The 22,246-nt window shown below is 63.7% G+C and carries 17 protein-coding genes, 2 tRNA genes and 1 other RNA gene; 11 read left to right on the top strand and 9 right to left on the bottom strand.

Annotated elements, in window-relative coordinates; genetic code table 11:
* Nucleotides 1-39: 39 nt before the first annotated feature.
* The 8 genes from ffs to ACFC3J_RS09870 all read left to right on the top strand — a co-directional run bounded on the left by ffs (nt 40) and on the right by ACFC3J_RS09870 (nt 6,454).
* Nucleotides 40-137, top strand: an RNA gene (gene ffs, locus ACFC3J_RS09905) — signal recognition particle sRNA small type.
* Nucleotides 138-234: 97 nt separating this feature from the next.
* Nucleotides 235-1,845, top strand: coding sequence for a DNA polymerase III subunit gamma/tau (locus ACFC3J_RS09900; RefSeq protein WP_375196006.1), 1,611 nt, complete (start codon nt 235-237; stop codon nt 1,843-1,845).
* The gene (locus ACFC3J_RS09895; RefSeq protein ID WP_375196005.1) at nt 1,842-2,165 is read left to right on the top strand and encodes a YbaB/EbfC family nucleoid-associated protein; all 324 of its coding nucleotides are present in this window, start codon (nt 1,842-1,844) and stop codon (nt 2,163-2,165) included. The genes ACFC3J_RS09900 and ACFC3J_RS09895 overlap by 4 nt, the downstream gene beginning before the upstream one ends.
* Before the next feature lie 131 nt (nt 2,166-2,296).
* Nucleotides 2,297-4,690, top strand: a complete 2,394-nt coding sequence (gene lon / locus ACFC3J_RS09890) for an endopeptidase La (protein ID WP_375196004.1) — start codon at nt 2,297-2,299, stop codon at nt 4,688-4,690.
* Nucleotides 4,691-4,868: 178 nt separating this feature from the next.
* The gene (locus ACFC3J_RS09885) at nt 4,869-5,141 is read left to right on the top strand and encodes an HU family DNA-binding protein (RefSeq protein WP_013846598.1); all 273 of its coding nucleotides are present in this window, start codon (nt 4,869-4,871) and stop codon (nt 5,139-5,141) included.
* A gap of 279 nt (nt 5,142-5,420) precedes the next feature.
* Nucleotides 5,421-5,497: transfer RNA gene (locus ACFC3J_RS09880), tRNA-His, on the top strand.
* A gap of 65 nt (nt 5,498-5,562) precedes the next feature.
* On the top strand, nt 5,563-5,934 hold the full coding sequence (gene hisI / locus ACFC3J_RS09875) for a phosphoribosyl-AMP cyclohydrolase (protein WP_375196029.1): 372 nt from the start codon (nt 5,563-5,565) through the stop codon (nt 5,932-5,934).
* Nucleotides 5,921-6,454, top strand: a complete 534-nt coding sequence (locus ACFC3J_RS09870; RefSeq protein WP_375196003.1) for a hypothetical protein — start codon at nt 5,921-5,923, stop codon at nt 6,452-6,454. Before hisI ends, ACFC3J_RS09870 begins: the two co-directional genes overlap by 14 nt.
* On the opposite strand, the gene ACFC3J_RS09865 is transcribed toward ACFC3J_RS09870, so the two are convergent.
* From ACFC3J_RS09865 to ACFC3J_RS09845, 5 genes are all read right to left on the bottom strand, one after another.
* Nucleotides 6,451-7,071: a YitT family protein gene (locus ACFC3J_RS09865; protein ID WP_375196002.1), complete on the bottom strand. Its 621-nt coding sequence runs from the start codon at nt 7,069-7,071 to the stop codon at nt 6,451-6,453. The genes ACFC3J_RS09870 and ACFC3J_RS09865 overlap by 4 nt on opposite strands.
* Entirely contained in the window at nt 7,068-8,279 is a 1,212-nt protein-coding gene (locus ACFC3J_RS09860) for an MFS transporter (RefSeq protein WP_375196001.1), read from the bottom strand. The genes ACFC3J_RS09865 and ACFC3J_RS09860 overlap by 4 nt, the downstream gene beginning before the upstream one ends.
* Nucleotides 8,280-8,481: 202 nt before the next feature.
* Nucleotides 8,482-9,153, bottom strand: a complete 672-nt coding sequence (locus ACFC3J_RS09855; protein WP_375196000.1) for a L,D-transpeptidase family protein — start codon at nt 9,151-9,153, stop codon at nt 8,482-8,484.
* 90 nt (nt 9,154-9,243) lie between these two features.
* A complete protein-coding gene (locus ACFC3J_RS09850; RefSeq protein ID WP_375195999.1) occupies nt 9,244-11,511 on the bottom strand; it encodes an NADP-dependent malic enzyme in 2,268 nt (755 codons plus the stop codon).
* An 11-nt stretch (nt 11,512-11,522) separates the two neighbouring features.
* Nucleotides 11,523-12,446, bottom strand: a complete 924-nt coding sequence (locus tag ACFC3J_RS09845; RefSeq protein WP_375196028.1) for a LysR family transcriptional regulator — start codon at nt 12,444-12,446, stop codon at nt 11,523-11,525.
* A 91-nt stretch (nt 12,447-12,537) separates the two neighbouring features.
* Between ACFC3J_RS09845 and ACFC3J_RS09840 the strand changes: the two genes are divergently transcribed.
* The 3 genes from ACFC3J_RS09840 to ACFC3J_RS09830 all read left to right on the top strand — a co-directional run bounded on the left by ACFC3J_RS09840 (nt 12,538) and on the right by ACFC3J_RS09830 (nt 18,802).
* Nucleotides 12,538-14,634, top strand: coding sequence for a malate synthase G (locus ACFC3J_RS09840; RefSeq protein ID WP_375195998.1), 2,097 nt, complete (start codon nt 12,538-12,540; stop codon nt 14,632-14,634).
* Between the two features lie 167 nt (nt 14,635-14,801).
* Nucleotides 14,802-17,456, top strand: coding sequence for an alanine--tRNA ligase (gene alaS / locus ACFC3J_RS09835; protein ID WP_375195997.1), 2,655 nt, complete (start codon nt 14,802-14,804; stop codon nt 17,454-17,456).
* 407 nt (nt 17,457-17,863) lie between these two features.
* Nucleotides 17,864-18,802 carry a glutaminase gene (locus ACFC3J_RS09830; protein WP_375195996.1) on the top strand — a complete coding sequence of 313 codons (939 nt, stop codon included), beginning with the start codon at nt 17,864-17,866 and terminating at the stop codon, nt 18,800-18,802.
* Nucleotides 18,803-18,805: 3 nt separating this feature from the next.
* On the opposite strand, the gene ACFC3J_RS09825 is transcribed toward ACFC3J_RS09830, so the two are convergent.
* From ACFC3J_RS09825 to ACFC3J_RS09810, 4 genes are all read right to left on the bottom strand, one after another.
* Entirely contained in the window at nt 18,806-20,593 is a 1,788-nt protein-coding gene (locus ACFC3J_RS09825; protein WP_375195995.1) for a cation:proton antiporter, read from the bottom strand.
* Nucleotides 20,594-20,671: 78 nt separating this feature from the next.
* Nucleotides 20,672-20,757 (bottom strand) — tRNA-Leu (locus tag ACFC3J_RS09820).
* 226 nt (nt 20,758-20,983) lie between these two features.
* Nucleotides 20,984-21,271 (bottom strand): integration host factor subunit beta, encoded by a 288-nt coding sequence (locus ACFC3J_RS09815; protein ID WP_375195994.1) that lies wholly within the window; start codon nt 21,269-21,271, stop codon nt 20,984-20,986.
* Between the two features lie 168 nt (nt 21,272-21,439).
* Nucleotides 21,440-22,246, bottom strand: an 807-nt coding sequence (locus tag ACFC3J_RS09810) for a S1 RNA-binding domain-containing protein (RefSeq protein WP_375195993.1), incomplete at its 5' end; no start/stop codon positions are given.

The following is a 22,246-nucleotide window of genomic DNA, read 5'->3' as shown; positions in this document are numbered from 1 at the left end:
CATCGCTTGCCATAATCCATTCCCTTCGCCATATGCCGCGCCGGGAGTCGGGCGGACGTAGTCGTCGCCAACCTGGTCAGGTCCTGACGGAAGCAGCCACAGTGATTTTGCTGCGGGTCGTTCCGGCTCCCACCTCCTTGTCTCCGCCCATGATCCGACGGCAGCGAAACAAATCGCGCCCTTCAAAGGCTTTCCGGCTTCGACAGCCCCGCCCCGAGCCGCTAGACTGATCGAATGTCCGATTCCCCTCAGCCCTATCGCGTGCTTGCGCGCAAATACCGACCGCGCAACTTTCGCGAGCTGATCGGGCAGGACGCCATGGTCCAGACGCTGGGCAACGCGATCCGCCGCGGACGCCTCGCCCATGCCTTCCTGATGACGGGCGTGCGTGGGGTGGGGAAGACGTCCACCGCGCGTCTGATCGCCAAGGCGCTGAACTGCGTCGGCCCGGACGGGCAGGGCGGTCCCACCATCGATCCTTGCGGTGTCTGCGAACCGTGCAGGGCGATTGCGGAAGGCCGCCATATCGATGTGGTCGAAATGGACGCGGCCAGCCATACCGGCGTCGACGACGTGCGAGAGATCATCGAGGCGGTGCGCTACGCCGCCGTTTCCGCCCGCTACAAAATCTACATCATCGACGAAGTCCACATGCTGTCCAAGAACGCGTTCAACGCGCTCTTGAAGACACTGGAGGAACCCCCTGCGCATGTGAAATTCCTGTTCGCCACGACCGAAGTGAACAAGGTGCCGGTGACGGTGCTGTCGCGCTGCCAGCGATTCGACCTGCGCCGCATCCCGGCCGAGCTGTTGGCGGCCCACTTCGCTCATGTAGTCGAAGCCGAATCGGTCGAAGCTGAACCCGACGCACTCGCCTTGATCGCGCAGGCCGCAGAAGGCTCCGCCCGCGATGGTCTTTCGATCCTCGACCAGGCGATCGCGCATGCCGAAATGGGCGAAGGCGCGCCGCGGGTCACCGCAACGCAGGTCCGCGACATGCTGGGCCTGTCCGACCGGGGCGCGACCCGCCGCCTGCTCGGTCTGCTGCTGGAGGGTGACACCGGCGCCTTGCTGGGTGCCGTTCGCGACCAGTATGCGCTGGGCGTCGAGCCGCTCTCGCTGATGCGCGGCCTGCTGGAACTCACCCACGCCGTCACGCTGGTCAAGGCGGGCCGCGACATCGCCAACCCCGGCCAGTCCGCCGAAGAACGCGAAGCGCTGGCCGACTGGGCCTCGCAGCTTGGCTTCGCGCCTCTCCATCGCCTCTGGCAATTGCTGCTCAAGGGCCATGACGAGGTCGCCAGCGCCGCGCTCCCCATCGAGTCGTGCGAAATGGCGCTGCTGCGCGTCATGCACGCCGCGGCCATGCCTGATCCCGGCGAGATCGCCCGCCTCCTCCGCGAAGGCGCCCCTGCCGCCGCAGCGCCCGGCCACACGCCTGCCGCGGCCCCTTCCGGCGCGCCCACCGCAATCCTTCCGGCCAGCTTTGAAGAGTTGATCGAAGCCTTTTGGCAGAAGGGCAAAGGTCAGCTTGCGCAGGAAATGCATGACTGCATCGGCGTCACCCGCTACGCTCCGCCCGAACTGGATTATACGCCTGCGGCCTCGTTGCTGCCCGGCTTTGTCGGCCGCATCACTCCGGCGCTGCGTGAAGTCACCGGCGTCGCCTGGCGGGTGACGCAGAGCGAGGGAGCACCCGTTCCGACCCTGCACGAGCAGGAAATGCGCAGGGCGGCCGACGCCCGCGCGGAAATCATGGAAACCCCGGTGGTCAAGGCGGCGCTGGCCGCCTTCCCCGATGCCGAGCTTAGCGATGAGCTTGAACAATGGAGCGCAGAGCGATGAAGGATCTGAACGAAATTTTGGGCATGGCGAGCCGCGTGCAGGAGGAACTGCAGCGCGCTCAGGACAATCTCGACAAGCTGGAGGTGGAAGGCACCGCTGGCGGCGGTCTGGTCAAGGTCCGCGCCTCGGCCAAGGGCCGCATCCTGGGTGTCGCTATCGACGACAGCCTGCTTTCCCCTACGGAAAAGCAGATGCTGGAGGACCTGATCACCGCCGCCTTCAACGACGCGCGCAAGAAAGCCGATGAAGTTTCCAGCGCCGAAATGGGGAAGATGACTGCCGGGCTGCCGTTGCCTCCCGGCTTCAAGCTGCCTTTCTGATCCTTTTTTATGGCGGAATCAGCCCTTATTCATCCTTCCCGATCTATAAGGCATGATTGAACCATGCGGTGACTGTCCCCATAAAGGCGATGAACCGCATGACTGGGTGGAATGTTCGCCCCGGAGAGTGAATGACTACACAATATCCCCTGCTGCCCCTCCGCGACATAGTCGTCTTCCCGCAGATGATCGTGCCGCTGTTCGTGGGCCGCGACAAAAGCGTGTCCGCACTCGAAGCGGCGATGGAAGGCGACAAGGAAATCTTCCTCGTGTCGCAGCTCGATCCTGCTGAGGATGATCCGGGCCAGGATTCGCTCTACGACACCGGCGTCATCGCGGTGGTCCTGCAGTTGCTGAAACTGCCAGACGGCACCGTTCGCGTGCTGGTTGAAGGCAAGCAGCGCGCGCGCCTCGACGGGATCGTCAATGCCGACGGGCATATGCTTGCGAATGTGAATGCGGTCGAGGAGTTGCCCGCCGAGGGGCCGGAAGCCGCAGCGCTGATGCGCTCGGTGGCCGAGCAGTTCGAAAATTATGCCAAGCTCAACAAGAAGCTGCCCGCCGAAACCCCGGTCCAGTTGCGCGAAATAGAGGACGCAGGCCGTCTGGCCGATGCGGTCGCCGCCAACGTCAACGTCAAGGTCGCCGACAAGCAATCCCTGCTGGTCGAGGCCGATCCGGTCAAGCGGCTGGAGATGGTCTTCGCCTTCATGGAGGGCGAACTGGGCGTGCTTCAGGTCGAAAAGAAAATCCGTGGCCGCGTGAAGCGGCAGATGGAAAAGACCCAGCGCGAATATTATCTGAACGAGCAGCTGAAGGCGATCCAGCGCGAGCTGGGCAATGGCGAGGGCGATGAAGGCGACGAGCTTGCCGAACTCACCGAGAAGATCGCCAAGGCCAAGCTGAGCAAGGAAGCCCGCACCAAGGCGACAGCCGAGCTGAAGAAGCTCAAGGGCATGCAGCCCATGTCGGCCGAAGCGACGGTGGTGCGCAACTATCTCGACGTGCTGCTGGGGCTTCCCTGGGGCAAGAAGGGCAAGGTCAAGACGGACCTCAAGAAAGCGCAGGCGATCCTCGACGAGGATCATTTCGCGCTGGAGAAGGTCAAGGACCGGATCATCGAATATCTCGCCGTGCAGGCGCGCACCAACAAGCTGAAAGGCCCGATCCTGTGCCTCGTCGGTCCTCCGGGCGTCGGCAAGACCTCGCTCGGCCGTTCGATCGCCAAGGCCACTGGCCGCGAATTCGTGCGCCAGTCGCTGGGCGGCGTGCGCGACGAAGCGGAAATCCGGGGCCACCGCCGCACCTATATCGGCTCGCTGCCGGGCAAGATCGTGACCAACCTCAAGAAGGCGGGGACGATGAATCCGCTCTTCCTGCTGGACGAGATCGACAAGCTGGGGCAGGATTTTCGCGGCGATCCGGCTTCGGCGCTGCTGGAGGTGCTGGACCCCGAACAGAACAGCAAGTTCCAGGATCACTATCTGGAGATCGACGTCGATCTTTCAGACGTGATGTTCGTGACGACGGCCAACTCCCTGAATTTGCCGCAGCCTTTGCTCGACCGCATGGAGATCATCCGGCTCGAAGGCTATACCGAGGACGAAAAGGTCGAGATCGCGCAGCGGCACCTGCTGCCCAAGCAGATTGACGCCCACGGTCTCAAGGAAGGCGAGTTCGAGGTCACTGAGGAAGCAGTTCGCGACCTGATCCGCTACTATACCCGCGAAGCCGGCGTCCGCACGCTGGAACGCGAAGTGGCGCGTCTGGCCCGCAAGGCGTTGCGCAAGATCCTCGAAGGCGCGTTCGACAAGGTGACGATCACGCCGGACAATCTCGCCGACTATGCCGGCGTGCGGAAATTCCGCCATGGCGTGGGCGAGGAGGAGCATCAGATCGGCGCGGTGACGGGTCTGGCCTGGACCGAGGTGGGCGGCGAGCTGCTGACCATCGAGGCCGTGACCGTTCCCGGCAAGGGCGCGATCAGGACCACCGGCAAGCTGGGCGAGGTCATGAACGAGTCCGTGCAGGCGGCCTTCTCCTATGTGAAGGCGCGCTCGCCCGGTTACGGGATCAAGCCCAATATCTTCACCCGCAAGGACATTCACATCCACCTTCCCGAAGGCGCAGTGCCCAAGGATGGCCCGTCGGCGGGCATCGGCATGGTGACGACGATCGTGTCGACGCTGACCGGCATTCCCGTCCATAAGGATGTGGCGATGACCGGCGAAGTCACGCTGCGGGGTCGGGTGCTGCCGATCGGCGGGCTCAAGGAAAAGCTCCTCGCGGCGCTGCGCGGCGGCATCAAGACGGTGCTGATCCCGGCGGAGAATGAGAAGGATCTGGCCGAGATCCCCGCGAACATCCGCGAAGGGCTGGAGATCGTTCCCGTATCGCATGTGGACGAGGTGCTGGCCCGCGCGCTGGTCTCGACTCCGGATGCGATCGCCTGGACAGAGGAAGACGATCTCGCTGCCCAGCCCAATCCTGCGCAGGGAAGGGATGGCGACGCCATTCGGCACTGATTTGCGTCAGTAAACGCGACGTTCGACGGCTGTTAGGATAGGTTTTACCTTAAAATCCTGTTCCAGCAGTCGCCGACGCCGCTTTCCCTTTGACAAGGGTAAAAAGCTGGGCCTTATTGCGCCGCCTACGCCGCGATTCCTAAACTTATCCAAACAGCTAGAAGGGGGTTCCCAAGGCATGAACAAGCAGGATCTTATCGGCGCCGTCGCTGAGAGCAGCGGCCTTTCCAAGAGCGACGCCAGCAAGGCGGTCGAGGGCGTTTTCGACGCCATCACCGGCGCGCTGAAGAAGGGTGACGAAGTGCGCCTGGTCGGTTTCGGCACTTTCTCCGTTTCGCAGCGCAAGGCTTCGACTGGCCGCAACCCGCGCACCGGCGAAACGATGACCATCAAGGCTTCGGCCCAGCCGAAGTTCAAGGCCGGCAAGGGTCTGAAGGACTCGGTCAACTAAAAGCTTTTGAAGGCGCTCCCCACGGGGCGCCTTTTTCCGTTTTTTTGAGCCGGCGTCGCGGTTGGCGAAAGTTTCATGGAGGGAGGAGCGCAGCAGCAGGGTGGTGATGTCCGCCCATGGCGCGCGCGATTTCGAAGGGTAGGGAAAGGGGCGGGGGCCATGGGCTTCACGCTCCTTTTCTTTTTTATTTTGGCCTCATGCCTTTTTCCGCATGGAGCCGCTTGACGGCGCGGGATGGGCCGCATATGTGGCCCTTCTCTCGGGGCAAACGCCCCTGTGGCGATCGTAGCTCAGTTGGTTAGAGCGCCGGTTTGTGGTACCGGAGGTCGCGGGTTCGGATCCCGTCGATCGCCCCATTTTCTGACTTTACCCGCGATAATCGGGGCTTCGCATGAAGCCTGCCCGCCTCTATAGCCCACTCATGGACGAAGCGCGCGACAAGGGCCTGACCCTCAATCCCAAATATGACCGAGACGGGCTGATCACGGCCGTCGTCACCAATGTCGATAGCGGCGAAGTGCTGATGGTCGCGCATATGAATGCGCAGGCGCTCAAGCTCACCGTCGACACCGGCCTGGCCCATTTCTGGTCGCGCAGCCGTCAGTCGCTGTGGAAGAAAGGCGAGACGTCCGGCCATATGCTGCAAGTCCGCGACATTCGCATAGATTGCGATCAGGATGCGGTCTGGGTGAAGGCCGTGCCTGCTGGCCCTACCTGCCATACCGGCGCCCGATCCTGCTTCTTCCGCCGCGTCAGCGCGGAAGGGCTGATCCCTGTCGATGCGGCAGACTAGCCTCGCATTGCTGCTGCTGCTCGCCGCCTGCCAACGCGGCGGCACGCCTGCGCCCGCTCCGCGGGAAACCGGCGTGCAGACCAGTTCCGGCCTGGAACGCGCGGCCATCGAAACCGGCGTTATCGCGGACACGGCCAGGACCCCGGCCATCGGCCTTTACCAGCGGTCGCATGAGGCGGGCCGCGACGCGCTCTGCGTGATCCCGGCGAAAAATGGCGACTATCGCTTCGGCCTGGAGGCCAGCTTCGGCGAGGATCAGAGCTGCGAGGGCAGGGGGTCGGCAAGGCGTGCTGGCGACAAGCTGATCCTGAGCTTCTCGCGCAGCGACCATTGCATCGTCGTCGCCCAATATGACGGCGATCAGATATCGCTGCCCGGCGTCGTGGACATGAAATGCGCGGAGGTCTGCAAGGGGCGCGGCTCGCTCGAAGGGGTCAGCTTCCCGCGTCTCGCCAGCGATGCAGCGTCGGCGCTTCAGGTGCGCGACAGCGCGGGCGACCCCCTCTGCAACGCGTCCTAATGCCCGATATAGCGCCCCGGCCGATGATTGACGATCAGCACCGCATTGATCGCCGCCGCCGATAGCACCGACAGGCCAAAGCGCTCCATCGTCAGCACCGGCAGGGACGCGGCAAGGATCGCCGCATCGCTGATCATCTGCGTCCTCCCCGCATTCCACCCGCGCCGCTTCTGGAGCGTGAGCGCCACCACGCCCACGCCGCCGACCCCCGCGCCATGGCGCGCCAGCGCCAATATGCCGAAACCGATGATCGACCCGCCAAACAGAGCCGCGAACAGGCTGCTGACGCTCGCTACCCGGATCGCCATCGGCAGCGCCATGCCCAGCGCCATGATCAGCAGATTGGCCGCCAGCGTCTTCCAGCCGAAGGCCGGGCCCATCGTCTTCCCCGCCATCATGAAAAAGGGGGTGTTGATGAGCAGGAACAGCAGGGCAGGCGAACAAGGCAGGAGATAGGAGAGCAGCAGCGCAATCCCCGCCATGCCGCCGGTCACCAACCCGGCCTGCTTCAGCAGCATCAGCCCCACGCCGATAAAGGCGCAGCCCAGCATGATCGCATAGCCGTCCTCCGCCAGCGTATGAGGGCGGGGAGCGGGCATCACCTGCAATCCGCTCATTCGCAAGGGATGGCGGCCAACCGCATCGATCGCTGCTGCTGGCTAAGCGTGAACAGGAAGATGGCAAGACCGCCCAGTGCCAGCGCGGCGCCGATCCACCCGGTCGAGGTAAAGCCATAGCCCGCCGCAATCGCCATGCCGCCCAGCCACGGTCCCAGCGCATTGGCCATGTTGAAGGCGGCATGGTGCGCCGCCGCCGCCAGCGTCTGGGCGTCGCCCGCCACATCCATGAGGCGCGTCTGGAGAACGCTGCCCAGCCCGCCGCCGCAGCCGATCAGGAAGATCACCAGAGACAGGCTCCAGATATTCCCCGCCATCAGCGGGAACAGCGCCAGCGACGCGGCGCTCCACAACAGCACGATGACCGCCGTGCGGCTCTGCGCGCGGTCGGCTGCCCAGGCCGCGACCAGATTGCCGATGGTCATGCCCACGCCAAAGATCGCCAGCACCACCGGCACCCAATGTTCCGATACATGGGTGACGGACAACATGGTCGATGCGACATAGGTATAGACGGCAAACAACCCGCCAAAGCCGATCGCCCCGGTCAGCAGCGTCAGCAGCACCTGCGGCTTCCTGAGCGCGCCCAGTTCCCGGATCGGGCTGGCCTGCGGATCGCCCGCATCGCGCGGCGCATAAAGCGCCACAGCCGTCATCGTGATCATGGCCAGCAGCGCGACGATGCCAAAGCCCCAGCGCCACCCCAGCGCCTGACCCATCCAGTTCGCCGCCGGCACGCCGATCACGGTCGCGACGGTAAGGCCGGTCATCACCCGCGCAACCGCCAGCGCGCGCCGGTCGCTGGGCACCAGCGATGCCGCCACCAGCGCCGCCACGCCGAAATAGGCGCCGTGCGGCAGGCCGCTCAGGAAACGGAACAGCAGCATGGTGGTGTAATCGGGCGACAGCGCGCTCAGGCCATTGCCGATGGCGAACAACGCCATCAGCCCGATCAGCAGCGTCCGACGGGGCAGCCGCGCGCCCAGCACGGCGATCACCGGCGCGCCCACCACTACGCCCAGCGCATAGGCGCTGATCGCATGGCCCGCCATCGGTTCGCTGATGCGCAGGTCGCCCGCGAAAAAGGGCAGCAGGCTCATCGCCGCAAATTCGGTCGTTCCGATGGCAAAGGCGCCCATGGCGAGCGCAAGAATGACGAGGGCGGGATGAACCGGCCCGGAGGAATGGGGGCGGGTGGCCTGCGCCATCGGCTGCTCCATGTTGCAATGCAATAAGGGTAAGGCCTGCTCATGATAGCGTTATCGGGGAAAATCAAGCCGGGGTCCGCGTGACTTTATTGCAGCCGCGTCGGTGCGACGCGCAATCATGGCAGGCGGGATCAGGGCGATAAGGCACCATGATACCGACGCACTCAGGGGACGGAACGATCAGATATGGCCGGGCCTTATGTCAGGCGCTCGATCTGGCGTGGCTGGTGTCCAGCATCTTGCCGTTGGTGATGACGACCAGATCGCCAAGACTCGTCACGCCGAACAGCTTCTTGGCGAAAGACCGGGGCACGCCGATGCAGCCATGGGTCGCATTGCCCCATTGAACGTCGCTGCCATGGATCGCGACGCCATCGCTGGTCAGTCGCAGCGTAAAGGGCATGGGCGCGTTATTGTAAGTGCGCGAATAGTGATCGGCATCCTTCTGGATGATCGGGAAGGCGCCGAGCGGGCTTGGCTTGTCGTCGGCGCCATAGATAATGACCGCCGATCCTATCTCATAACCGGCGCGAAAGACGGACAAGGTTTGCGCCTTGAGGTCCACGGTGATGATGATCCGTCCGGCCGCGGGCGCGCCGCTTTCGTCCCAGACATAATCGCCGTGACGGAAAGGGCCGTTTATGGGCAGCACCCGCTTGACCATCAGGGCCTGGGGATCGACCGCCACGGGTTGAGCGCGCGTCCGCTCCACCGGCCTGGCTGGTTTCGCCGTGTCCGGCACCTTTGTCGGGTGAACCGCATCGCCCGTCTCCAGATCGCGCCCGCGCCCGATGGATAGGCCCAGCAACAGCAGCACCGCAGCCGCGCCGCCCCCCATTGCCAGCTTCACTCCGGTCGAAACCTGTCCTGCCATGAACCTTCCGTTACTCAAACGCCCTTATGCCCGCGAAAGCGGGAATATCGGACTTTATCAGGGCCAGCTATGGCGCGAAAAGGTTAAGGTTCAGCCTTCGCGCTCGACCTCTGCCGCGGCGATGGCGGTCAGGTTGAGGATACCGCGCGCCGTCACGCCGGGGGTCAGCACATGGATCGGCTGCGCCAGTCCCATCAGCATCGGCCCCACGGTCGGCGAACTGGACGAAGCGGACAGCGCCGTCAGCGTGATGTTCGCCGCGTCCAGATTGGGCATGACCAGCAGATTGGCCGATCCTTCGAACCGCGAATCCGGGATCAGCCGCTCACGCAGGCCTTGGCTGAGCGCCGCATCGGCATGCATTTCGCCATCGACCATCAATTCCGGCGCGGCCTTCTTCACCAGTTTGAACGCCTCGCGCATCTTGCGCGCGCTGGGCGAATGCGACGCCCCGAAATTGGAGTGGGACAGCAGCGCGACACGCGGACTGAGGCCGAAATGCTTGAGTTCCGTCGCGCCCAGCAGCGCCATTTCGGCAATCTGCTCCGGCGTCGGATCGGGCACCATATGGGTATCGGTGATGAACAGCGCGCCCGCATCCAGGATCAGGCCGGACAGCGCATAGACGCGGCTGTGGCCCGGCGTGCGGTCGATGACGCGCAGCACATGCTCCACCTCGCCCCAATAATCGCTGTTGCCGCCGACCAGCGCCGCGTCGACGCGGCCGGTGCGCAGCAGCATGGCGGCGGTGACGCTGGGGCGGCGATAGACATGGCGCACCACCTCGTTAGAGGAAACGCCCCGCCGCGCGGCGACGGCGCGATAGGCCTCGACCAGTTCGCCCATCAGGAGATGATCGGTTTCGGGGTCGACCACCTCGACGTCGCGGTCCAGCTCGAAACGCAGGCCGAGATTGGGCAGCTTCTCGTTCAGGATACGCCGCCGCGCCACGATCACCGGACGGACGATTCCCTCGTCCAGCGCGTCCTGAATGGCGCGCAGCACGCGATCATCCTCGCCTTCGCCGTAAGCGATGCGGCGCTGGGCGCCACGGGCAGCCTCGAACACCGGCAGCATCAGCTGGGCCGAACGGGCATTCTGCTGCATCAGCTGGCGCTTGTAGACCTCAAGGTCGAGCTGCTTTTTGGCGACGCCGCTGTCCATCGCGGCCTTGGCGACGGCGGTGGCGATCTCCGCAATCAGGCGCGGGTCGAAAGGGGTGGGGATGATATAGTCCGGCCCGAACACCAGCTTGCGCCCGCCATAGGCCTGCGCCACGCTGTCATGGGCGGGCATGCGGGCGAGGCTGGCGATGGCGTCGGCGGCGGCGGCCTTCATCGCCTCGTTGATCTCGGTCGCCCGCGCATCCAGCGCGCCCCGGAAGATGTACGGGAAGCAGAGGACGTTGTTGACCTGATTGGGATAATCCGACCGGCCGGTGGCGATGATCGCGTCGGGTCGCGCTTCGCGTGCCACTTCCGGGCGGATTTCCGGCTCCGGATTGGCGAGCGCGAAGATCAGCGGATTGGGCGCCATCAGCGGCAGCCATTCGGGCTTCAGCACGCCCGGCGCCGACAGGCCCAGGAACAGGTTCGCGCCCGGCAGCACGTCGGGCAAGGTGCGCGCATTGGTGGTCCGGGCATAGCGGGCCATGTTGGGCAACATGCCCTCGCGCTCGGAATGGATGACGCCGTCCTTGTCCGTCAGCGTGACGTTCTCGATGGGCAGGCCCATGGACACCAGCAGGTCGACGCAGGCCAGCGCCGCCGCGCCCGCGCCGGACGTCACCAGCTTCGCGTCGGCCAGCGTCTTGCCCTGCAACACGAGCGCGTTGCGCACGGCGGCCGCGACGACGATGGCGGTGCCATGCTGGTCGTCGTGGAAGACCGGAATCTTCATCCGCTTCTTCAGCTCCGCCTCGATGGCGAAACATTCCGGCGCCTTGATATCCTCCAGATTGATGCCGCCGAACGTCGGTTCCAGCAGGGCGACGGCCTCGATGAATTTTTCCGGATCGGTCGTGTCGACCTCGATATCGAAGACGTCGATGTCGGCGAATTTCTTGAAGAGGACGGCCTTGCCCTCCATTACCGGCTTCGACGCCAGCGCGCCGATCGCACCCAGCCCCAGAACGGCGGTGCCGTTGGAGATCACCGCGACCAGATTGCCGCGCGCGGTATAGTCCATCGCCTTTTCGGGATCTTCGGCAATGTCGACGCAGGGTGCGGCGACGCCGGGCGAATAGGCCAGCGCCAGGTCGCGCTGGTTGACCATGCGCTTGGTCGGTTCGATCCGCAGCTTTCCGGGTTGCGGATAGCGGTGATAGTCGAGGGCTGCGCGGCGGGTAGTATCGTCCATGGGAAGGGGCCTTAAAGCGGGTTTTCGGAAGGGGCAATGGCGGAGCGCTCCCAGGGCGGGCTGGGGGCGTAGAGCTGGATCAGGAAATCGACGAAGGCGGTGATGGCCAGCGGCGGATTGCTCTGCGGCAGATGCACGGCATAGAGGCCGACGTCCGCCGACCCTTCATGATCCGGCATGATCTGCCTTATATCGCCGCGGTCGAGCGCGTCGCTGACGTCCCAGAGCGAGCGGAGCGCGATGCCCACGCCCGCCATCATGAGTTCGCGCACCATTTCGCTGCTGTTGGTGCGGACATGGCTGACGCCTTCCACCGAAACCGGGCCTTTGGGGCCGCTGAGGCGCCAGGGCAATTGCCCGTCGGCTGCCAGCAGGCGATGGTGGCGCAGGTCCGCTATAGTTTCCGGGGTTCCGAACCGTTCCAGATAGGCAGGCGCCGCGCAGAGGACGCGCCGGTTGGTCGCCAGCCGGTGCGCCGACAGCCCCGGTCCGGGATCGGCGGTGATGCGGATGGCAAGGTCGGCGCGCGTCGCCAGCAGATCGGCATAGTCGTCGGACAGGTCGATCCGCATCCGCACCTTGGGATGGGCGTCGAGAAATCGCTCCAGCCATGGCGCGACATGCATGCGCCCGAAGGAGGTCGGCGCCGTGACCCTCAACGTCCCGGACGCCTCCGCCGAAGCGCCGGACACGCGCCGCTCCGCTTCGTCCAGCGCGGCGATGATGTCGCGCAGATCCTCATGCAGCCGCTCGCCCGCCGGGGTCAGAGCCAGCCGCCGGGTCGTGCGGTGGATAAGGCGGATGCCCAGCCGCTCCTCCAGCCGGACCAGCCGCTTCGACACCATGGCGGGTGAAATGGCCAGCCGCCGACCCGCTGCCGCCATGCCGCCTTCATCGACGATGGTCGCGAACAGGTCATAATCCGGGTCCATCATTTGTTTCACCAGAGGAAAGTCTGAATTCGAATAATAGCGTCTACACGGCATAATGCCATCCGTCTATGGTCCGCCGCAAAGGAGAGCATCCATGACTGCCATGACCGATCGCGCGGGCCTCAAGGTTGCGCAGCAACTCGCCACTTTTATCGAGGACCGCGCGCTCCCCGGCACCGGCATAGACGCCGACCGCTTCTGGCAGGGCGCCGCCGGGATTTTCGCTGAATTCGCCCCGGAAAATGCCGCGCTGCTCGCCAGGCGCGACGATCTTCAGGCGCGGATCGACGCTTATTATGGCGGCCGCGTCGGCCAGCCCATCGATACGCCCGCGCTTCGGGCTTTCCTGAGCGAGATCGGCTATCTCGTTCCCGAACCTGCCCCCTTCCAGATCGGCAGCGAAAATGTCGATGAAGAAGTCGCCCGCCTCGCCGGGCCGCAACTGGTCGTCCCGATCCTCAACGCCCGCTTCCTGCTGAACGCCGCCAATGCGCGCTGGGGGAGCCTTTATGACGCGCTCTACGGCACCGATGCCATTCCCGGCGCGGCGGCAGGGAAGGGCTATGACGCGGCACGCGGCGCGCAGGTCATCGGCTGGGCCAAATCCTTCCTCGACGAAGCCATCCCGCTCGCCAACGGCTGCTGGGCGGACCTCGCCGGCGATGATATCCAACTGGCCGATCCGACCCAATATCGCGGCCGGAGCGAGAAGGGGCGGCTGTTTCGCCATAACGGCCTGCACATCGAAGTCGTCTTCGACCGCGCCCACCCCATCGGCAGGGACGACCCGGCAGGCATCGCCGATGTCATCCTCGAATCGGCCCTGACCACGATCTGCGACCTTGAAGATTCCGTCGCCGCGGTCGACGCGGAGGACAAGGTCGCCGCCTATGCCAACTGGCTCGGTCTGATGCGGGGCGACCTCAGCGACAGGTTCGAGAAGAACGGCGCCATGATGACCCGCGCCCTCAACCCGGATCGCGGCTACACAGCGCCCGACGGCAACCGCTTCACCCTGCCGGGTCGCAGCCTGCTCTTCGTCCGCAATGTCGGCCACCTGATGACGACGCCCGCCATCCTGCTGCCCAATGGTCAGGAAGCGCCCGAAGGCATATTCGACGGCATCGTCACCAGCCTGATCGCCCTTCATGACCTGAAACGGGAAGGGGGCAACAGCCGCACCGGCAGCGTCTATATCGTCAAGCCCAAGATGCACGGTCCCGAAGAAGTCGGCTTCACCAACCGCCTGTTCGACGCAATCGAGGATATGTTGGGCCTCGCCCGTCACACCATCAAGGTCGGTGTCATGGATGAGGAGCGCCGTACTTCCGCGAACCTCGCCGCCTGCATCGAAGCCGTCCGCGATCGAATCGTCTTCATCAACACCGGATTCCTCGACCGCACCGGCGATGAGATGCACACGGCGATGCACGCCGGTCCGATGATCCGCAAGGGCGAGATGAAGACCAGCGACTGGATTACCGCCTATGAAGACCGCAACGTCCAGATCGGCCTCGCCTGCGGTCTTTCCGGCCGCGCCCAGATCGGCAAGGGCATGTGGGCCGCGCCGGACCGCATGGCCGACATGCTCGACCAGAAGGTCGGCCACCCGAAAAGCGGCGCCAATACGGCGTGGGTTCCGTCCCCCACGGCGGCGACGCTGCACGCGACTCACTATCACCGCATCGACGTCTTCGCCCGCCAGACCGAGCGCAAGGCCGAAGCCATCGCCCCGCTCGACAAGTTGCTGACCATCCCGGTCGCGAGAGAGCGCAACTGGTCGGAAGAGGAAATCGCACTGGAGCTGGACAATAATGCGCAGGGCATCCTTGGTTATGTCGTCCGCTGGATTGATCAGGGCGTCGGCTGCTCGAAAGTCCCGGACATCCATGACATCGGTCTGATGGAAGACCGCGCCACGCTGCGCATTTCCTCGCAGCATATGGCGAACTGGCTGCTCCACGGCGTCTGCACGGCGGAGCAGATCGACGCCGCCTTCATTCGCATGGCGGCCAAGGTCGACGCCCAGAACGCCGGCGACCCGCTCTATCGGCCGATGAGCGGCAATGAATCTACCAGTCTTGCATGGCAGGCCGCCCGCGCGCTCGTCTTTGAGGGCGTCGCCCAGCCCAACGGCTATACCGAGCCGCTGCTGCATAAATATAGGGCGTTGGCGAAGGCGCTCGCCTGATGAACACACAGGAGCGGGGAGGGGGTGTCCTCTCCCGCTCGCCCGACGGTTTGAGAGACTGTCAAATGCCCGCCGCCCGTCCCAATCGCCACTCGATCAACCGATATTCCAATAAACGACGAAAAGCCCCGCTTGTGCGTTGGAGCGCTTCCCACTAAATCGCGCGCATGACCTCGACCAACGACATTCGCCGCTCCTTCCTCGACTATTTCGGGGCCAACGGCCACACCATCGTTCCGTCCGCGCCTCTGGTGCCGCATAACGATCCGACGCTGATGTTCGTCAATGCGGGCATGGTGCCGTTCAAGAATGTCTTCACAGGCCTCGAAACCCGCCCCTACAATAAGGCGACGTCGAGCCAGAAGTCGGTCCGCGCCGGCGGCAAGCATAACGACCTCGACAATGTCGGCTACACCGCTCGTCACCACACCTTCTTCGAAATGCTGGGCAATTTCAGCTTTGGCGACTATTTCAAGGAACAGGCGATCACCCATGCCTGGACCCTGCTGACGAAGGAATGGGGCATTCCGGCGGAAAAGCTGACCGCCACCGTCTACCACACCGACGACGAAGCCTTCGACCTGTGGAAGAAGATCGCGGGCCTGCCCGAACACAGGATCATCCGCATCCCCACCAAGGATAATTTCTGGGCGATGGGCGACAGCGGCCCCTGCGGTCCCTGCTCGGAAATCTTCTACGACCATGGCGAGCATATCTGGGGCGGCCCTCCCGGTTCGCCGGAAGAAGATGGCGACCGCTTCGTCGAAATCTGGAACCTCGTCTTCATGCAATATGAGCAGGAAGCGAACGAGATCGTCAGCGAACTGCCCAAGCCCAGCATCGACACCGGCATGGGGCTGGAGCGCATCGCCGCCGTGCTTCAGGGCGTCCATGACAATTACGATACCGACACCTTCAAGGCGCTGATCGAGGAATCGGGCGCGCTGACGAAAACCGCCATCGACGGTGAGTTCAAGGCCAGCCACCGCGTCATTGCGGATCACCTCCGCTCGACCAGCTTCCTGATCGCGGACGGCGTGCTGCCCGCGAACGAAGGCCGCGGCTATGTCCTGCGCCGCATCATGCGCCGCGCCATGCGCCACGCGCACATCATCGGCGCGAAGGAGCCTTTGATGCATCGTCTGGTCGGCAGCCTCGTTTCCGAAATGGGCGGCGCCTATCAGGAACTGGTCCGCGCCCAGCCGCTGATCGAGGAAACGCTGCTGCGCGAGGAAACCCGTTTCCGCAAGACGCTGGAAAACGGCCTCAAGCTGCTGGACGAAGCGACCGGCGATCTGTCGGAAGGCGGCACGTTGCCGGGCGAAACCGCGTTCAAGCTCTACGACACCTACGGCTTCCCCTATGACCTGACCGAAGATGCGCTGCGCTCGCGTGGCCTCGGCGTCGACCGCGAGGGCTTCGACAAGGCGATGGCCGAGCAGAAGGCCGCCGCCCGCGCCGCTTGGAAGGGATCGGGCGAAAAGGCATCGGACGAAATCTGGTTCGACATTGCCGAAACCACCGGCAGCACCGAATTCATCGGCTACACCGCCACCGTGGGCGAGGGCGAAGTGCTCGCGCTGGTGAAGGACGGCGCGCGTGTCGACGCCGCCGGGCCGGGCGATGAGGTCACCATCATCACAAATCAGACGCCTTTCTATGGCGAAAGCGGCGGGCAGATGGGCGACGCTGGCACTATCAGTTCGCAGGCGGGCCTCGTCGCGGATGTCGAAGACACGGCCAAGCCGCTGGGTCGCCTCCATGCCCACAAGGCAAAGGTCGGCGCGGGCAAGATCAAGGTCGGCGATACGGTGCATCTCAGCGTCGACACCCAGCGCCGCGACCGCATCCGCGCCAACCACAGCGCCACCCATTTGCTGCATGCCGCGTTGCGCAACGAACTGGGCGCGCATGTCACGCAAAAGGGCAGCCTCGTCGCGCCGGATCGCCTGCGCTTCGACTTCTCGCACCCCGAAGCGCTGACCCACAGCCAGATTGCCGCGATTGAATCGCAGGTCAACGAGCAGATCCGCCATAATGAGCCGGTGACGACTCGCCTGATGACCCCGGACGACGCGATCGCTGCGGGCGCCATGGCCCTGTTTGGCGAAAAATATGGCGACGAAGTCCGCGTGCTTTCGATGGGGAAGGGCGACGCGCACAGCTATTCGGTCGAACTCTGCGGCGGCACCCATGTTCGCGCAACCGGCGATATCGCGATCCTCAAGATCATCTCGGAAAGCGCGGTTTCATCCGGCGTCCGTCGTATCGAAGCGTTGACCGGCGAAGCGGCGCGCCTCTGGCTCTCCGATCGTGAGGATCGTCTGCGCCAGTCCGCCGCCGCGCTCAAGACGACCCCGGAAGAAGTCCCCGCCCGCATCGCTGCGCTGGTCGAACAGAGCCGCAGGCTCGAACGCGAACTGGCCGAAGCGAAGAAGGCGCTGGCGCTGGGCGGCGGCGGCTCCGCGCAGGCCGCAGGCCCGGAAAAGGTCGGCAACGTCAGCTTCATCGGTCAGGTGATCGAAGGTCTCGATCCCAAGGAACTGCGCGGCCTCGTCGACCAGAACAAGGCGACTTTGGGCAGCGGCGTGTCCGCCGTCCTTGCTGTCGTGGATGGCCGCGCCAGCATCGCGGTCGGCGTCACCGATGATCTGAAGGACAGCATCAGCGCCGTCGACCTCGTCCGCGCAGGCGTCGAAGCGCTGGGCGGCAAAGGCGGCGGCGGCCGCCCGGACATGGCGCAGGGCGGCGGTCCCGACGGCGACAAGGCGCAGGCCGCGATCGACGCCGTCAAGGCCACGCTCGCCAGCGTTCCGGCATAAAGCTGACCCTCCATCATCCCTTAGCGCTCGCGGGGAAGGGATGATGGGGGGCGAGCGCAGTAAACCGCTGCCATTGCCGCGAATCCTGACTGGCGTGATCTTTCGGACCTTATGTTGTGAAGGCCTGAGACCCCAGCCTTTGCTGGGGTGACGATCGGCAAGCGCGCCCGATCCCAAGCAGGCCAAAGCAATAACCGAAAAGCAAAAAATGGTCGTATCCGGACCAGCCGGGAATATAGCCCTCCAGCCGCGAACATAAGTCTGTCCTACAGACCCCTATTGGGGCTATGCGGAAACCGGTTCTTTGACCTGTAGGAAAATTTTGTGAAAATGGCGCTTTTTCGCGCCTCTATCGTGTCACTTATGTCACCCTAATCCCGTTCATCCGGAAGCCGAGTGCGCATCTCATGGACCTGCCCGCCCTCCTTGCTGACATCGTTGATCGGGCCGCCGCGCGCGAAGATCGCGGCACGGTCGCAAGCTATATTCCTGAACTCGCCAAGATTGATCCCGACCAGTTCGGCATCGCCATCGCCACCGCCGACGGCCGCGTGATTGCGGGCGGCGACGCTGATACCGGCTTTTCGATCCAGTCGATCTCCAAGGTTTTCGCCCTGACCCTGGCGCTGGGCAAAGTTGGTGACCAGCTTTGGGAAAGAGTAGGCCGCGAACCCTCCGGTAATGCTTTCAACTCCATCGTCCAACTGGAACAGGAGCAGGGGATTCCGCGCAATCCCTTCATCAACGCCGGTGCCATCGTGGTGGCCGACGTCAATCTGGGCGGCCATCAACCCCGGGTCGCGATCGGCGAAATGCTGCGTTTCGTCCGTTATCTCACCGGGGACGACAGCATCGCCATCAACGAAGCGGTGGCGGCGTCCGAAACCGCCACCGGCTTCCGCAACATGGCGCTCGCCAATTACATGCGCGCCTTCGGCAATATCCGTCATGCGGCCGATCTGGTGCTGGGCACCTATTTTCACCAATGCGCGATCGAAATGAGCTGCCGCCAACTGGCGCTGGCCGGCCGCTATCTGATGCTCGATGGCCAGCATCCCGAAGGCGGTCGGGTCGTGTCACCCAGCCGGGCCAAGCGAATCAACGCGTTGATGCTGACCTGCGGCCATTATGACGCTTCGGGCGATTTTGCCTTCCGTGTCGGCATACCCGGCAAGTCGGGGGTCGGCGGCGGAATTCTCGCCATCGTTCCCGGCCGCGCCTCGATCGCGGTGTGGTCGCCCGGTCTTAACGGAAACGGCAACAGCCAACTCGGCACTTTGGCGCTGGAGGAACTGGCCCGCAGCACCGGCTGGTCCGTTTTCAGCGCCGGGCAAGGCAATGACTGAACATTAGGGAATTTCGTCCGCTCGCAACCGCCGGAGCTTCGGTGCCGTTTCAAGCTGAGCGGCATCCTTGATCCCCATACGAAGATCCTCACGTGTCTGATGGATCGATGCAATGACCGGCCCCATGGCGACGCCCAGGTCGACCAGAGCCGTCTCTGCCAGCTGAAGGGAACTTTCCAGCGTCTCCGGCACCGCATCGCTCGCGCCCGCGCGGTAAAGCTGGGCGGCGTGATCCGTATCCCGCGCGCGTGCGATGATGGGAAGATCGGGCACCCAGCCACGGACGCGCTTTGTCACCCTGACCGACAGCACTGGGTCATCCATCGTCAGGATAAGGGCCCGGGCGTGACCCAGTCGCAGTTTGTCCAGCATTTCGGCGCGCGAAACGTCCCCAAAGAGGATCGGATAGCCGCCGCGACGGGCGTCCGCGACGACATCTGGGTCGGATTCCACGACAATGAAGCGCTGTTTATGCAAGGTCAGCAGGTCGCACACCATGCGTCCAACCCGGCCAAATCCGATCACGACGGCGGCAGCCTCGGTATGATCCTCGCTGACTTCGGCGGCGGCGTCTTCCCCCAGCGCCATTTCCAGCCGACGTGCAATATCATGCCCCAACCGCGCCAGAAGCGGCGTGATGGTGAGACCAATTGCCGTCACGATCTGCCAGAAGGTGGCCGTAGACGGCAGAATGAGCTGCGCGGCAGCCGCTGCGGACAGGACGATCAGCGTGGTCTCCGAAGGGCTGGCCATCAGCACTCCGACTTCCAGCGCCACGCCCTTTCGAGCGCCGGAAATATAGAGCAGGGCGGCTGTCACGATGGTCTTGGCGAGAACGATGCCGACCACTGCCAGAAGGAGGCTCGGCCAGTTCGCCAGGATGACGCGCATATCCAGACCCATCCCCACGGTGATGAGGAAAACGCCGAGCGCCAGTCCTTTGAACGGCGCGGTCATCACCTCGACCTCGCCATGATAGTCGGTTTCGGCAATCAGCAGCCCGGCGAGCAACGCGCCAACGATCGGAGACAGGCCCGCGATCGATGTCGCCATGCTTGAGATGATGACGACCAGCAGACTGGCTGCCAGGAAGACTTCAGGACTTTTGGTGCGCGCCGCCTGACTGAAGATGTGCGGCAGACAGACGCGGCCCAGAACCAGCATGACCGCGATGGTGATGCCGCTTTTGACCAGCGTGTCGGCCAGTTCGTTCCACGGCCCGTCAGGACTGGCGGCTACGGAAGGAGCCAGAGCGCCGAGCATGAAGATGATGGGAACGAGCGCCAGATCTTCGAAAAGCAACATGGAAAAGGCGGCGCGACCGACGGCGCTTTGCGTTCCCACCATGGGAAGAACCACGGCTGTCGATGAAAGTGCGAGAGCAAGTCCCAAGCCAAATGCGCCGGCGGGTGATTGCCCCAATAAATAAAGCCCGGCGGATATCAATATTCCGCTGCCAAGCAATTCTGTTGCACCGACGCCAAATACTTGCGTACGCATGGTCCATAGCCGTCGAAAGCTAAGTTCCAGTCCGATGGAAAAAAGCAGCAATATGACGCCGAGTTCCGCAAAAGGCTCGATCGCCGCTCGGTTGGAAATGGTGACATGATAAAGCCAGGGATATTGGCCGACCAGCGCGCCCAATCCTGATGGCCCCACCGCCAAACCCACCAGAATGAAACCGATGACAGGACTGATCCGGAATCGGGCAAAACCAGGAATTACCAAACCGGCCGCGCCAAGAATGACGAGGGAATCGCTAAAGCTTTGAGGATTGATTGCGCCGGCCATGGCCGATCATTGCGGCAAATATGACGAATAGCCAGCGCTAAGGTCAGGAAAGCGTCGAAGCCATTCTGTCGTGCTGCCTGGTGCGGACGGCGGGACTTGAACCCGCATTCCCAGGGGGAGGCGGATTTTAAGTCCGCTGCGTATACCGATTTCGCCACGTCCGCATGGCGAACTCCCTGAACACTAACGATGTCCAGGTCAAGGATATGGTTCAGCGAAGGCCCGGATCCGACCGGCAGCAGCAATGAGTTGAAGCAAGCGATATGCTGCTTCAATCACCAGGCTTTTGGCTCTCGCCTATCTTCAATAGGGTCGTGCCGTTAGTAAATTCCGCTCTCAACCTGCCGTTCGGTCCTCGGCTCGTTTCACGCTGAACAAGGCCTTGGGTCTCTAAAGTCCCTTGCTGTTCAGCCGCTCCCGCATTTCCTTGCCGGGTTTGAAGTAAGGAACGCGCTTGGCATCTACCGGCACCTGCTCGCCGGTGCGCGGATTGCGTCCCGTGCGAGCGTCGCGGGCGCGGGTGGTAAACGCGCCGAAGCCGCGCAATTCCACGCGTCCGCCGCTGGAAAGGCGGTCGACAATCTCCTTGAAAAAGAGATCGACGATCCTTTCGACTTCCTGGAGGTTGAGGGTCGGATTCTCCTCAGCCAGCCTCTGTATCAGTTCCGAGCGTATCATTGGTCCTCCAGACTCCCCCTTTCTGGTTCCCGTTTAACTTATAGTGAATCCCCAAGCTTCTGACAATTGGCCAATATCGGTATGTTTTTCTCATTATGGGAATAGAAAAAGCCCGCCGGAGCTAAGTTCCGGCGGGCTCTATTACTTTAGTTAGATATCGAAGGAGACTTAGCCTTCGCTCTTGGCCTTGAGTGCTTCACCAAGGATGTCGCCCAGCGACGCGCCGCTGTCGGATGAGCCATATTGAGCGACAGCCTGCTTCTCTTCGGCGATCTGCATTGCCTTGACCGAGAAGGTCGGCTTCTTGGCGCGGTCGAAACCGGTGACCATGGCGTCGAACTTCTGGCCGACCTGGAAGCGTTCCGGACGCTGTTCGTCGCGGTCGCGGCCAAGGTCGCTGCGCTTGATGAAGCCGGCTGCGCCGTCTTCGCCAGCCTGGACTTCCAGGCCGCCGTCGCGCACTTCCAGAACCGTCACGGTGACGATCGAGTTCTTCGACAGGCCAGCGGCCGCAGCGGCCGTGCCGCCAGCAGCCGGACCACCACGTTCAAGCTGCTTCATGCCGAGGCTGATGCGCTCCTTCTCGACGTCGATGTCGAGAACGACGGCCTGAACCGTCTCGCCCTTCCGGTGCAGCGCCAGCGCGTCTTCGCCCGAAATGCCCCATGCGATGTCCGACATGTGCACCATGCCGTCCACGTCGCCATCCAGTCCGATGAACAGGCCGAACTCGGTCGCATTCTTGACTTCGCCCTCGACGGTCGAGCCGATCGGGTGACGTTCGGCGAAGCTGTCCCAAGGATTGTTCTGGGCCTGCTTGAGGCCGAGCGAGATGCGGCGCTTCTCGGGGTCGACTTCCAGAACGATGACGTCGACTTCCTGGCTGGTCGAAACGATCTTGCCGGGGTGGACGTTCTTCTTGGTCCAGGACATTTCCGAAACGTGGACCAGACCTTCGATGCCCGGCTCCAGCTC

The sequence above is a fragment of the Sphingobium sp. genome, assembly GCF_041987595.1.
Classification (GTDB): domain Bacteria; phylum Pseudomonadota; class Alphaproteobacteria; order Sphingomonadales; family Sphingomonadaceae; genus Sphingobium.
This window is presented reverse-complemented; position numbering and strand designations above follow the sequence as displayed.